The organism is Streptomyces sp. NPDC002935 (genome assembly GCF_040611295.1).
GTDB lineage: Bacteria > Actinomycetota > Actinomycetes > Streptomycetales > Streptomycetaceae > Streptomyces.
The window spans coordinates 1-12,737 of the sequence record NZ_JBEXNW010000070.1; the positions used below are offsets into that span (position 1 = coordinate 1).

Sequence of the window (12,737 nt, forward strand, 5' to 3'; positions counted from 1 at the left end):
TCGGCTTGCGGATGGGATCTGACCAGCAGGTTCCTTGATCCCCGGAGGCGTGTGGTGCCCTCCTGTATCGCAAATAGTGCGAAGTCGGAAGTCGCGGCCTCACGCCACTGCCGCTGGCACCGGTCCACCGATCTCTCAGACATCCGGAGAGCGGACGCGACGGGGCTTCGAACCGACCCACAGCATCCGGCCGAAGCGTTCCCCAGGTTGTTCTCTCGGCACCGGTCGAGCCGCAGTTTTGCGCGGACCTCACGGGGACAGCAGTGCGGCACAGAGGATGCAACGCTCGGCAGGACGGCCCGACATCACCCAATCAAGCTCAATATCAGGATCGGTCAGCGGGGCCTCACCGGTGGGGGTATCACCTCATCTCGCTCTGATTCGTCTTTGATGGCGGCTTCCACCTCTGCGACTCGTGCTTGAACGTGAGGGTTGGCTGCCAAATCCTGTGACATCCGTGTGCGGTAGAGAATGGCTGTCACCAATTGCTCGACGGTTAACCCCTTGGCAACGAGGTAGCCCCGGCGAGGCTCCGTTCGCCGACCAGGTCGTCGAACCGCAACCTTCGCCAGATGGGCCCTCTCTAGGTTCGCTCCCTCTAGGCGCGCCCCGTCCAACCTCGCAGCCTCCAAGTGCGCTCGGAATAGATTTGAGAGCGACAGCCGAGCATTCCTCAGATCTGCGCTATAGAGCCGCGCCCCCGAGAGGTTACCGCGTACGAGACTGGCCCCGGCCAGATTCGCGACAACCAGCAGAGCTTTGGAGAGGTCCGCGCTGTCCAGACGGGCCTCGGCAAGGTTCGCGAGAGTCAGGTTAGCTTTGACGAGGATCGCGTTGTCCAGCTGGGCATTCTGTAGATTCGCCGAGTACAGGTTGGCGTCCTTCAAGAACGCGCCCTCCAAGTTGGTGGCGAACAGGACCGCTCCTTCCAAGTCCGCTTTGAAAAGATTCGCCCCGCGTAGATAGCTGTTACTTAGGTCAAGCGGCAACGGGGTGCCGCCCTGGCTTTGCCTGGGGCGGCGGGCGAGTACTGTTAGCGCGGCTTGGACGTCTGTGGCTGGGGTGGCATCTCGTACTCTGCGGCGCGCCCGTTCCAGCCGACGTTCGCCAGGGGCAATCAGCGACTGAGCGCGCCCGGCGGCCGACGAATTGTTCGGCGCGCGCTCGCGGACGAAGGCAGCCAGCACGTCGCTCATGGCTTGACGATCCCTGGGCGAGTCCCGCATGAGCCGTTCCAAGGCATAGATTCCTCCGAGACGTACCTCGAGCACGGCGGAACCGAGATGCTCCACAGCTTTACTGAAGCGGTCCGTGACGTGACCCTCGCGGCTCAGATGCAGTGTGCGGCCCGTGAAGACCAGCCCAATCACCGCTACTAACGCTGCACCCATCGCCACCACAGCGGTACGGAATCCGCTGATCACATTGGCTGCTCCTGGTTCTAACCCAGACAGATGAGGATCCTCGAAGTACCAAGGACCCGAGATCAGTAGCCAGATAAAGGTCGCCACAGCCGCAAGCCCGCACACAACAAGCAGCAACCATTTGAGGGTCGTGCGAGCCCGACGTTGATCCATCACCCGTTCATGACACCCGCTTGAGGGCCAATCAGCGCGTTGGCTCGTCTGAATGGACTACACCCCGGTGTCGGAAGCCGCACGATAGCGATGGCCGGCGCTGTGGAACGCACCATCAGCTTGGGAAGCTGAGAGCATCTAGGGCTTGCTCCGAGGCTGACCTGCGGCTGAGCGGTCTCGGCGCCTGATGCGAGGTCGGCCGGTTCCCCGGATATCCCCGTGGTTCCCCGCACGATCTGGCACGGGTCTGGCACGACCTCTTCGTCCCGAACTCTCGGCGGGAAGGTCATTGATGGTTCTCGGGCTGCTCAATCAGCCGTGGACGGCTTTTGAGGTACAGCCTTGGTCCCTGAAGTTCCTGTACTTCCGTGCTGTACGGCTTCGGCCTTCTGGCGAGCGCTGGCGAGGTTATGGCGGCTCGTGATGGTGTCGGGGTGGGCGTCGCCGAGGACCTGTTCGCTCTGGATGATGGTGGCTTCATACAGGGGGATGGCTCTGCCCAGATCTCCCGCCGCCTCATACGCGTGGGCGAGATTGTGGCGGCTGGCGAGAGTTTGGGGGTGGGTGTCGCCGAGGACTTGCTCGCTCTGGGCGAGGGTGGCTTCCAACAGGGGGACGGCTCTGCTCAGATCCCCTGCCGCTTGGTATACGCCGGCAAGGTTGTTGCGGCTGGCGAGGGTGTCGGCGTGGGTGTCGCCGAGGACTTGTTCGCTCTGGGCGAGGGTGGCTTCCAACAGGGGGATGGCTTTGCCTAGATCTCCTGCCACCTCATACGCGTGGGCGAGGTTGTTGCGGCTGGTGAGGGTTTGGGGGTGGCTCTCGCCGAGCACTTGCTCGCGCTGAGTGAGGGTGGCTTCCAACAAGGGGATAGCCCTACCCAGATCCCCAGTCATGTAGTAGACGCTGGCGAGGTTGTTGCGGCTGGTGAGGGTGTGGGGGTGGGTGTCGCCGAGGACTTGTTCGCTCTGGGCGAGGGTGGCTTCCAACAAGGGGATGGCTCTACCCAGATCTCCCGCCACCCGGTAGGCGCTGGCTAGATTGTGGCGGCTGGTGAGGGTGTCGGGGTGGGTGTGGCCCAGGACCTGTTCGCGCTGAGCGAGGGTGGCTTCCAACAAGGGGATGGCTCTACCCAGATCTCCCGCCACCCGGTAGACGCTGGCGAGGTTGTTGCGGCTGGTGAGGGTGTGGGGGTGGGTCTCGCCTTGGACTTGCTCGCGCTGGGCGAGGGTGGCTTCCAACAGGGGGATGGCTCTACCCAGATCTCCCGCCACCCGGTATGCGCTGGCGAGGTTGTTGCGGCTGGTGAGGGTGTGGGGATGGGTGTCGCCGTGGACCTGTTCGCTCTGGGCGAGGGTGGCTTGCAGCAGGGGGATGGCTCTACCCAGATCTCCCGCCGACCGGTAGGCACCGGCGAGGTTGTTGCGGCTGGCGAGGGTGTCGGCGTGGGTGTCGCCGAGGACTTGCTCGCGCTGGGCGAGGGTGGCTTCGTACAGAGGGATGGCTCCACCCAGATCCCCTGCCGCCTCGTATGCGCTGGCGAGGTTGTTGCGGCTGGCGAGGGTGTGGGGATGGGTGTCGCCGAGGACTTGCTCGCGCTGGGCGAGGGTGGCTTCGTACAGAGGGATGGCTCTCCCGAGATTCCCGCTGGCTTGGTAGGCGTTGGCGAGGTTGTGACGGTGGGTGAGTGTGTCGGGGTGAGCGTCGCCGAGAGCATGTTCGGAGAGGGCGAGGATGTGCGTGCGTAGTGTGATGGTGTGGGCGTCGCGGCCTTGTCGGTAGAGGTATTGCGCCGCCTGGTAGTAGGTCTCGACTGTTTCAGCGGTGACAGGGTGCTGAAGTGGTGTGTACTCCATGAGGGCTACGACGTGAGGGAGCAGGCGTTCCCATAACGCGGTTGGTTCGGGCTGGGCGTTGTCGGGCGGGGCGGGCAAGGCTTGGCGTATGGCTTGCCCGGCCTCACTGCGGCCTGGGGCCGAGAAGCGGGTCTCGTTCTCTGAGTGGAGGGGGTTTCGGTTGCGTAGGACGGTCTGTACAAGTCGGTGGACGGTGACGCCCTGGCGATCGTCAGTGAAGGCAATCATGTTGTAAGCGTGGAGTTCCCCTAGGGCGTTCCCGAGCGCGATCGGGTCAGGGACGAGGGGCGCAAAGAGGGTACGGGGGATATCGTCGGGGGCCAGCCACGCCATGGTTTGCAGGAGGGTGACGGCTAGGGGTTTGCGGGCGCTGATCGCGGTGAGGGTGTAATCCCAGATCCGAGCGATGGTCCGTTCGGGGTCGTCGACGTCATCCTCTTCGTCCAGGACGAGTCCAAGAGACTGGCGGTAGGTGTCGAGGTCGGTGCCGGTCCGGTAGGCGTAGGCGCCGGCCTGTTCCAGGGCCAGTGGCAGACATCCGAGGTCCGCAGACAGCAGTCGTGCCGCATCCCGCTGCTCACCGGTGGGAACGGAATCCTGGAAGGCGATGGTGCACAGCAGATCGGTGGCCTCGTCCATAGGGAGGAGTCCCAGGGCCATTTTGGGGGCCAGTTTGTGCCAGCCGGTGGCCTTGCGGCTCGTGATTAGGTGGTGGCCATGGCTCAGGGTGCCCAGGTATGGGCGCAAGTGGGTGGGATTCTCGGCGTTGTCGAAGATCAGCAGCCAGCCAGCGTGGGCCTGGAGCCAGGTGATCGCCCACGCCGCGCGGTCGTCCGGTCCGGCTGTCTGAGCCCATTCCGGGCACAACTGCGTTGTGATGCCAGCTAGGCCGTTCACAATCGCTTCGGGGGATTCGGCGGTGATCCACCAAACTAAGGTGTAGGCACTGCGGTAGCGGTCGGCATAGTGCAGGGCAAGAGCACTCTTACCTACGCCGCCCAGCCCGTGGATCGCCCTCGCCCGCGACGGAGAGTATTGCGGCTGAACCACGGCGGCCGATCCCCCGCCGGTCAGCATCTCCCGCAGCTCGGTCAGCTCCCGCTCGCGGCCGACAAAGATCCCTGACACTGACTCCGGTAGAAATCCGGCTTTCGCCGGGGCCTGAACGGTGTGTGCCCAGTGCACGGCCTGCGCCGGCAGGACCACGACCCGCGCATTGTCCCCGCTGATCGCGACCCCGATCGAGTCGGCCCCGATCGCCCGTTCACCGGACGCCTCCACCCCCACCGGCGCCCCCGGGCCCCGCGCACTCACTGTTTCGGTGGGTGGATGGTGGTGTTGTCGCCGGAAGTCGCGATACCGACGTGCTGCGCGCCGATCGCTCGGGTCCCCGACACGTTCACCGTCACTCCACCCGACGCGGGCAGTAACTTCACTAACTCGCGCACCAGTTCCGCATCCTCCCGCAAGGCCCGCTTGAGCTGATGCCGCAACGCTCCCGCCGCATCCGTGTCGTCCGGTTCCTCAGCAGCTGTCTGCACCGCCGACTCCAGGGCCGTCCGGCCTTCCTCGTTCCGTCGTCGCCACACCAGATGGAGAATCCGCCGGCCCAGACCTGCCGTTCCTTCCACCGCGGCACCCACCGCCGCGTCCTCAGCCCGGCCCAGGACCGCCACGCCGTATGTAGTCAATGCGGCTGACAAATACGGCGTGGCCTCTTCCACGAGCTCGACGATCTCTGTACTCACAGGCACTCCTGACCGTGCGCCATCCGGCTATCACAGGTGACCTAGCGTAGGAATCCAAGACACTCCGTGAGCGTAAAACGGCTAAACCACCTGCTGCGGTTCCAGGGTCGAAGCCTCACGACCGCGAGCCCGACGCAACCGGGCTACTTCTTCTTGCCCTGGGTCTTGCCGGAGATCTTGGTGACCTGCGTTTTCGCTGCTCAGGGGCGATGGGCTCTTACGCTTGGCCGTCGTCGTTGGTCGTCATTGGCCGCTGTTGAGCAACGTCGGACGGCCCAGAGACGGCCCAGCTTCAGCCCGCTCGACCGACAGCCGGCACCTTCGACACGCCCCGTCTGAACCTCAGCCGACGACAGTCAGCCACGACGGCGGGTGCGCCGACCGACCACGCACGCGTATGCCTCGCTCCGCCCCCACGAGCCTCAGCCACGCTGTCGCTGCCGTCGACCAGAGCAAGCCGTGCAGGCCGGCGTGACGACAGGTCCTCGACGTGTTGCGGCCAAAGGGCTCGCATACCTTCACGTCATGGACTTCAACATCACCGCAGGGGAGGAAGTCGTCGTGTTCCACGTGGCGAGCCTCGTCCAGGATGGCCTCTCCCCCACGGATGACGACTTGGCGAAGGAACTGGGTGAAGAGGTTCGCCCAGTGCTGCAAGCGCTCCTGGGCAAGGGTTGACTTGTGGTTGACGAGGATCGCGAGCTGGCCTTGTCCACGATCGCACGGCACGTCTGTCCAGCCGCAGGGACGCCGAGGGGCCGCCGGCCTAGCAAGAGAGCTTGCCGTCGCCCTGGTTCGTTCGCCACAGCGCGGACTACTCGTAGATGGTCGCGGCCTGCAGAGCTCGTGCGAAGAAGGTCCAGTCGCCACTGACCGGCAGCTCGCGGCTGGCATTGCCGTACCAGCCATCGGCGTCATCGACCCATGCCGCCAAAGCCTCCAAGAAGCTCGGGAGGTCCGCGTTCTCCCATGAGCTTCCGTCCTCGGCGTGGCTGCGCTGCAACGAGCGAACGAAGGCGGCCAGGGCCTCTCTGCTGTCGACGTGCTCAGGAGAAACAGTCACACGGGGGACCCTACTTGGCCCATCGCCCCCAAGGCTTGGTGAGCACCGCCTTGTAAGTTCGGTTCAATCCGGCTTCGGACGCCGTAGTCGACTGGCGCGACGGCCGGACAGGGTTGTCGGTGTTCCATCCCCGTCCGGCGTAGTTGATGTCAGCCGTGGATGTCAGAACCCTCTGATCCGTAGCTCTAGGGCGATGGGGCGGAGACGGTTAGACAGGTTGCTTGGCGCCCCGCGATGGCCAGTGCGGGGGCTGCCTGCCCCTCGGGTTGCTGTACCTGGCTGCCGTACCGCGACTCCCGGCTCTCACCCCCGTTGTCAGTCCCCCCTGTTAGCTTGCATGGCGGGATGAGACCGGTCAGAGAACCTTCGAGGTCCGCGGTCAAGGGGGGTGGGCACAAAGGTCCCCGGGAGCCACCTCGGGACTATGTTGCAGGCCGCAGACCTCACCCCCCTCATCACCTAGCCAACACGCTTTCCAACTGTGTTGATGGGGTCTTGGGCCGCGTTCGGGGACGTTCACCTGCGTTCATGCGCGGCTGGTCGGCTTGGGGGAGTGGGCTTGTGGTCTCGTCTGAACGTCCGTGAACGGTGGTGAATGAGACGGAAACTGAGACGGTGGCGATTGGCCGGTCGCGTGCTCCTGCCCAGGTGAGCGCTCAGAGATGGCTCGCCAACGCGGTCTCGGCTTCGGCGCGGGTTGGGGGCGAGGCGTGCCGCCGAAGGTGCGTCTGGGTTGTCCTGTGCCACAGGATCTTGACCGTTTGCCATCGGACTTTGACGGACGCGAGCTTGTGTCATCGGAGTTTGATCACCGCAGGTCAGCGACTCAGCGCACCGAAGGTACATTGAGTCGCTGACCTGCACTTATGTACAGTTCCTCGTAAACGTGTAGGTCAGAGCCTTGCGATCGTCATGCAGGCTGCTCGATTTGTGGGGACGGGGGGGTCAGGAAGGCTTGACCGCCGAGACCGGGGTGACGGTCACCTTGTTGTCGCACTCGGCCCACCACCCGTCGTTCAGGGCGACCTGGTGCTTCCCGGAGTGCGGCAGCCCGATGACCATCGTCGGATACGCCGCCGGGGTCTCGCCCGACACGCAGTAGCCGTCGCCCTCCCCCTGGACCTGGACGAAGGTCAGCTTCACCCACGCCTTGCCGTGCGGCCGGACCGTCACGGTGGCCGCCCTGCCAGTGGGAGTGACCTTGAGCGGGGTGTTGTGGGCGGGGGAGCCGTTGCCGGCGCCCGCGACCGTCGGATGGCCCTTCAGGACGCACGTCTTCCGGGAGACGTTGGTGAACTGCACGACCGCCGCCCCGGTCCCGGTCCCGACGGGCGGGTGGGCGGCCTGCCAGGCACTGACCTGGAGGGCGGAGGCCGGGCAGGCGGGCGGCGGGGTAGAGGTGGTGGTGGTGCTCGCCGCCATGGCGGTGCCGGGCAGGATGCCGGTCACCGCCGCCGCGACGGCCGTGACCGCCGTCGTTGCCAGAGCCGCCCTGCGAATGCCGTTGCTGTGACGCATGTTGTCGTCCCCCTGAGTCGTCTCGTCCGCGGGTTTCGGTCGTCGGTTGTTGCCCCGCGGTACGCGTGGTCGTGGTGCGTGAGGGCAGATAGGGCGGGAGAGCGGCAGGGTTCCGTGCGGCGACTACTTGTGACGGAACGGTGACGACAGGCTGTACCCGTGCAGATGGCCGTTGCTGACACACCGAAGGCAACACGCCTTGGAAACAAGGGCGATGCGGCCACTCGATGTGCACCCGTCACGCTCTCAGCTTGGGAAGCTGAGGTGATCTGGGGCTTGCCGGGGGACTGGCCTGCAACGAAGGGCTATCGGAGCACGGCGGGCAAGTTCCTTGGTTCCCCGCCATTCCCCGTGGTTCCCCGCAGGATCTGGCACGCGTCTGGCATGACTTCTTCGTCCTGAACTCTCGGCGGGTAGGGCACTGACGGTTCTCGGGCTGCTCAGTCAGCTGGGGACGCCTTTTGAGGTACAGCCTCGGGCACTGAGGTTGCTGTATTTCCGGGCTGTGCAGCGGCGGCCTTCTGACGAGCGTGGGCGAGGTTGTTGCGGCTTTGCAGGGTGTGGGGGTGGGTGTCGCCCAGGACCTGCTCGCGCTGGGCGAGGGTGGCCTCGTACAGGGGGATGGCCCGTCCCAGATCCCCCGCCGACTCGTAGGCGGCGGCGAGGTTGTTGCGGCCGGTCAGGGTGTCGGCGTGGGTGTCGCCCAGGACCTGCTCAGACTGGGCGAGGGTGGCCTCCAGCAGGGGGATGGCCCGTCCCAGATCTCCCGCCGCCTGGTAGGCGTAAGCGAGGTTGTTGCGGCTGCTCAGGGTGTGGGGGTGGGTGTCGCCCAGGACCTGCTCGCGCTGGGCGAGGGTGGCCTCGTACAGGGGGATGGCCCGTCCCAGATCCCCCGCCGACTCGTAGGCGGCGGCGAGGTTGTTGCGGCTGGCCAGGGTGTCGGCGTGGATGTCGCCCAGGACCTGCTCAAACTGGGCGAGGGTGGCCTCCAGCAGGGGGATGGCCCGTCCCAGATCCCCCGCCGCCTGGTAGGCGTAGGCGAGGTTGTTGCGGCTGCTCAGGGTGTCGGCGTGGGTGTCGCCCAGGACCTGCTCGCACTGGGCGAGGGTGGCCTCGTACAGGGGGATGGTGCGGGCCGTGTGGCCTTGCTGGTGGAGCCGTTGCGCCGCGGACTCATACGCATTGGCAAGCGAGGCGTCGTGGCGTTGGGGCAGCCTGGTGGCTGCGAGGGTGACGAGGTGGGGTGTGAGGCTGTCCCACTGGCCTTCGGTGGGGGCGTCCTGACCCGGCGGCGGTGTCAAGCTGTGGAGGACCGCCTGTTCGGCGCGGTCTCGTCCTTGCAGGTGTCGGAGGGGCTGGGTGTCGTCGGTGTTCGGCCGTAGGACGGTCTGGACCAGCCGGTGGATGCTCAGAGTGGTGCCGGTGTCGGTCACCATGCTGTACGCGGCAAGGATTCCGACGGCTTCGGCGATGTCGTCTGGGTCAGTGCCGGGCGGGGTGAGCAGGCTGTGGGGGATGCCGTCGGGGGCCAGCCAGGCGGTGGTGTGTAGCACCTCCACGGCCAGCGGATCGGCCCCCTCCAGAGCGTGGAGGGTGACGTTCCAGATGCGGGCCAGGGTGCGTTCGGTATCGGTGCCGTGGGCGGTCTTGGCGAGTTTGGTGTCCAGGCGGCGGCGGTAGGAGTTCAGGCTGATGCCGCGGTTCTGGGCCAGGTAGGCACCGGCCTGTTTGATCGCCAGAGGGAAGTACCCCAACTCGGCTGCAAGGGACCGGGCTTCGGTCTGCTGGCGGGGTGTGGGGCTGGTCCCCTTGAATACGAGTCGGCACAGCAGGGTGGTGGCGTCGTCAGGGTCGAGGTTGCCCAGGGTCAGGGTGGGGGTGCTGTCGGGCCAGCCGGTGGTGCGGCGGCTGGTGGCGAGGTGATGGCCTTGGTGGAGGGCGCCGATGTAGGGGCCGAGGTCGTCGGGGTCCTCCACGTTGTCGTAGACCAGCAGCCAGCCTGGATGCCAAGCCAGCCACTGCATCGCCCAAGCGACCTGCGCGCCCCGATCGGCTGCGGTGGCCCAGCCAGGTACCAGTGTGTGGGTGAGGCCCGTGAGCGAGGTCTCGATCTCGTCCGAGGACGCGGCGTTGATCCACCAGATCAGGGTGTAGTCCCCGCGGTGGCGGTGGGCGTAGTGCAGGGCGAGGGTGCTCTTGCCAATCCCGCCAAGACCGTGCACGGTCCCGCTCTGCATGATCGCGCCCTCATGCCTGCTGGTCAAGATGCTCCGCAGCCTGTTCAGTTCATCCTCTCGCCCGAGACAGAGCGCGGTAGGGGACAGATTGGAGGTGCCTGGGGCCGCCGCAACCTTGCCTGGCGCGTGTAGTGCCTCGGCTGGCAGCACATCGCCCGTGAAGGCGTTACCGATCTGCCCGGCGGCGATCGACCTCGGTCCCTTCGCCTCGATCCCCAGCTGGGGCCGGTCCTCGTCGGTACTCACGGCTGTGGCGCGGTGTGACCGTCGCCCGTGATCGCGGTACCGATGTGTTGAGCAGCAATCGACCGCTCGCCGGAAGCCGTGACATTGACCGTGCCCGGCGCAGGGGCGGGCAGTACAGCAGCTAGTTCCTCCCGGAGTACGGAATCGTCCTGCAACGCCTGCCTGAGGAGTCGGCTCAAGACGGCGTTGGAGTACGCGTCGTCCTGCTCATCGGCGGCCTCGTCCACCACCCGTTCCAGCTCTACCTGACCTGCTTCATCCCGGTGTCGCCAGACCAGTTGAAGGATCCGTTGCCCGAGACTGACCGTGGCGTCGGCCGCAGCATCCTGCGCACGGGTCAGCACCGCTACCCCATATGCCCCCACCGCTGCTGTCACGGCCGGAGCCGCCTGCCCGACCAACTGCACAATCTCAGCACTCACTTGATCTCCCGACTTACGCGGCTCCGGAAGAACTCAGCCTAGAAACAACGCCCTGGCCTTGAGGCCAAAACGCCCGAATCATCTGAAGGGGTTCCCGCGAAGCATCGATGGTCACCGGCCCGAGCATGACTGCACCGGAGGCTCGTCGACCGCCGGCCTTGTAAGTTCGGACGGGGACGGCAGCGCTGGCACGAGGGCCCATCGTTGTGCCGCAGCCGGGACCAATGACGCATCTCGACTGCGGCGAACCGTCGTTGACCATAGCCGACCGCACGATGCGGCCTGGCTGTGGCATGTTTCGAACGACTGAGCGCTTAGAAGGCGCTTGGTGCGTCGAGTGGGGCACTGCCTCTGACCTGCGCCGCTCCCCCGCCCCGACTCCCCAGTCGGCCAGTCCTCGACACGCATTCGACAGGGCCCGGGGTTCGCTACGGCCGCCGGTAGACCTCGGGGTCAACTCCCGCCTCGGGCTTCCTGGAGAAGCTCACATAGACGGGGTACACAGAATCGCCCACCTGCATGAGGGCGAACTGATCCACATCGTGGTTAGCGAACCGGTGCAGATACTGGAGGAACAACTCCAACTCCGCTTTGGACAGTGGCTCGTGGTGCCGCTCATTGCGCATGCATGCACGATACGAGCCCAGGTCGCAGGACCCGCGCGGAACCGTCCCGCTAACGGTTGGACGCCGCAGCTGGGGCGGACGAAGCCGGCCGGATTCGAACCGGCGTCCTCGCGATTTTGGAGACCGCGCGCGACTACCTCTGCGCTACGACTTCGCCCGGCTGGGATCCTAGTCCCGCTGGCCATGCGCGAGGCGTACAGGCGCTCTTCGTCAGGACCCCACACGCTTTCCAACTGTGGTGGTGGGGCCTGGGGCTTCGAGCGGGGCCGTCACCTGCGTTCATGGGCGTTCGGCCGTGGGAGCGGCCACCGGCTTCGGTCTTGTCTGAACGACCGTGAACGGTGCTGAATGAGACGGAAACTGAGACGGGCGGCGGGGCTGGGGTCGCTAGCATCGTCGCTGTTGAAGGGGGAGTCATGGCGCTGGTCCGCAGGGGATCGCGACGAATCGTTGTCGACGGCACGGCTTACCGCTGGCGGCTGCGGGGCAGGCCGACGTACTTCCAGGGGCTGGCCTGGTCGCCGTGCACGTTCGCGGTCGAGCATGCGGACACCCCGGGGACGACGCTTGTGATCACCACCGACCAGCCACATCCGAGCAACTGGATCGGCCGCGAGGCTGCGCCTGTACTGCCGTCCACTGTTGCCGCGGCTGTTCGGCTTGCACTGCGTGAGGGTTGGACCCCGACGGTTCCTGGCTCCGCGTTCCATCTCGACCAGTCCGCCGGCTTCACGCCTTCGCACTGAACGTACCGACGGTCTGAAACCACGAGGGAGGAAGCCGGTGTTGTCCGCACCCGAGGTGATCCTGAACGAACTCGCACAGGGGCTCAGACCGACTGCCGAGGGTGTCGAGTGGTTCGAGAGCTTGTCGGAGGATGACCGACGCAAGGTCTTGCATGCACTGGTGCTGTTTTGTGGGCAGGCCCGTGCCTGTGAGGACGATGTGCCAGAGAGCATTGCGCGTTCTGGCATTCGCCCCACTCACACGCCGGCGGTGATGCTCACGAATGGCGCTTCGGGATGGAAGCGCTTCCGGCCTACGAACTCACCAAGTCTTTCCGCCTGCTCGTCGCCCTCTTCAGCATCGCGGATACCCGCAGGAGAACGCTGCATTGCGCCGGGGGGTGTGGTCACGAGTGGCACAATCTGTCGGATCCGCCACGAGATGCGACCTAAGGTGACTTCTTGCCCTGGGTCTTGCCAGAGATCTTGGTGAGCTGCGTTTCCGCAGGTGTGGGCAGTGCTCCCGCATGTCTCAGTGGTCGTCATCGGTCGTCGTTGGCCACTGCCGAGCAGCGTCGGACGGCCCAGACTCGCATCACTGTCGGCCGCAACCACTCTGCCTCAGCGTGCCGGTCACTCATACATCGTGGCTGCCGTGAGCGCGTGGGCGAAGTACGTCCAGTTGCCGTCCGCCGGCAGAACTTCCCCCAAGTTGCGCTCGT

At 65.8% G+C, this 12,737-nt stretch carries 11 protein-coding genes, 1 tRNA gene and 1 pseudogene; 4 read left to right on the plus strand and 9 right to left on the minus strand.

Annotation, left to right across the window (positions count from 1 at the left end; translation table 11 throughout):
• Positions 1-335 precede the first annotated feature (335 nt).
• The 3 genes from ABZX90_RS43090 to ABZX90_RS43100 all read right to left on the minus strand — a co-directional run bounded on the left by ABZX90_RS43090 (position 336) and on the right by ABZX90_RS43100 (position 5,178).
• Positions 336-1,424: a pentapeptide repeat-containing protein gene (locus tag ABZX90_RS43090; protein WP_355213636.1), complete on the minus strand. Its 1,089-nt coding sequence runs from the start codon at positions 1,422-1,424 to the stop codon at positions 336-338.
• 461 nt (positions 1,425-1,885) lie between these two features.
• Entirely contained in the window at positions 1,886-4,636 is a 2,751-nt protein-coding gene (locus ABZX90_RS43095; RefSeq protein ID WP_355213637.1) for a tetratricopeptide repeat protein, read from the minus strand.
• Between the two features lie 104 nt (positions 4,637-4,740).
• Positions 4,741-5,178 (minus strand): hypothetical protein, encoded by a 438-nt coding sequence (locus ABZX90_RS43100; RefSeq protein WP_355213638.1) that lies wholly within the window; start codon positions 5,176-5,178, stop codon positions 4,741-4,743.
• 525 nt (positions 5,179-5,703) lie between these two features.
• On the opposite strand from ABZX90_RS43100, the gene ABZX90_RS43105 reads away from it, so the two are divergent.
• Complete coding sequence (locus ABZX90_RS43105; protein ID WP_355213639.1) at positions 5,704-5,856, plus strand: hypothetical protein; 153 nt, start codon at positions 5,704-5,706, stop codon at positions 5,854-5,856.
• Between the two features lie 136 nt (positions 5,857-5,992).
• On the opposite strand, the gene ABZX90_RS43110 is transcribed toward ABZX90_RS43105, so the two are convergent.
• The 6 genes from ABZX90_RS43110 to ABZX90_RS43135 form a co-directional block, all read right to left on the minus strand.
• The gene (locus ABZX90_RS43110) at positions 5,993-6,241 is read right to left on the minus strand and encodes a hypothetical protein (protein ID WP_351537187.1); all 249 of its coding nucleotides are present in this window, start codon (positions 6,239-6,241) and stop codon (positions 5,993-5,995) included.
• Between the two features lie 945 nt (positions 6,242-7,186).
• On the minus strand, positions 7,187-7,759 hold the full coding sequence (locus ABZX90_RS43115) for a DUF4232 domain-containing protein (protein WP_355213640.1): 573 nt from the start codon (positions 7,757-7,759) through the stop codon (positions 7,187-7,189).
• A 440-nt stretch (positions 7,760-8,199) separates the two neighbouring features.
• Positions 8,200-10,242 (minus strand): tetratricopeptide repeat protein, encoded by a 2,043-nt coding sequence (locus ABZX90_RS43120; protein WP_355213641.1) that lies wholly within the window; start codon positions 10,240-10,242, stop codon positions 8,200-8,202.
• Positions 10,239-10,664, minus strand: coding sequence for a hypothetical protein (locus tag ABZX90_RS43125; RefSeq protein ID WP_355213642.1), 426 nt, complete (start codon positions 10,662-10,664; stop codon positions 10,239-10,241). The genes ABZX90_RS43120 and ABZX90_RS43125 overlap by 4 nt, the downstream gene beginning before the upstream one ends.
• A 428-nt stretch (positions 10,665-11,092) precedes the next feature.
• The gene (locus ABZX90_RS43130) at positions 11,093-11,290 is read right to left on the minus strand and encodes a hypothetical protein (RefSeq protein WP_355213643.1); all 198 of its coding nucleotides are present in this window, start codon (positions 11,288-11,290) and stop codon (positions 11,093-11,095) included.
• A 79-nt stretch (positions 11,291-11,369) separates the two neighbouring features.
• Positions 11,370-11,444: transfer RNA gene (locus ABZX90_RS43135), tRNA-Trp, on the minus strand.
• Positions 11,445-11,706: 262 nt separating this feature from the next.
• Between ABZX90_RS43135 and ABZX90_RS43140 the strand changes: the two genes are divergently transcribed.
• From ABZX90_RS43140 to ABZX90_RS43150, 3 genes and pseudogenes are all read left to right on the plus strand, one after another.
• Positions 11,707-12,036, plus strand: a complete 330-nt coding sequence (locus ABZX90_RS43140) for a hypothetical protein (RefSeq protein ID WP_355213644.1) — start codon at positions 11,707-11,709, stop codon at positions 12,034-12,036.
• A gap of 55 nt (positions 12,037-12,091) precedes the next feature.
• Positions 12,092-12,247 (plus strand): annotated as a pseudogene (locus ABZX90_RS43145) (DUF5958 family protein); the annotation flags it as partial.
• A 65-nt stretch (positions 12,248-12,312) separates the two neighbouring features.
• Entirely contained in the window at positions 12,313-12,468 is a 156-nt protein-coding gene (locus ABZX90_RS43150; protein ID WP_355213645.1) for a DUF5958 family protein, read from the plus strand.
• Positions 12,469-12,737: the final 269 nt, after the last annotated feature.

Bases quoted from the DNA above. Each gene is read 5' to 3' on its own strand.
- ABZX90_RS43105 (WP_355213639.1), top strand. From the start codon at position 5,704: ATGGACTTCAACATCACCGCAGGGGAGGAAGTCGTCGTGTTCCACGTG.
- ABZX90_RS43115 (WP_355213640.1), bottom strand. From the start codon at position 7,759: ATGCGTCACAGCAACGGCATTCGCAGGGCGGCTCTGGCAACGACGGCG.
- ABZX90_RS43130 (WP_355213643.1), bottom strand. From the start codon at position 11,290: ATGCGCAATGAGCGGCACCACGAGCCACTGTCCAAAGCGGAGTTGGAG.
- ABZX90_RS43140 (WP_355213644.1), top strand. From the start codon at position 11,707: ATGGCGCTGGTCCGCAGGGGATCGCGACGAATCGTTGTCGACGGCACG.
- ABZX90_RS43150 (WP_355213645.1), top strand. From the start codon at position 12,313: ATGGAAGCGCTTCCGGCCTACGAACTCACCAAGTCTTTCCGCCTGCTC.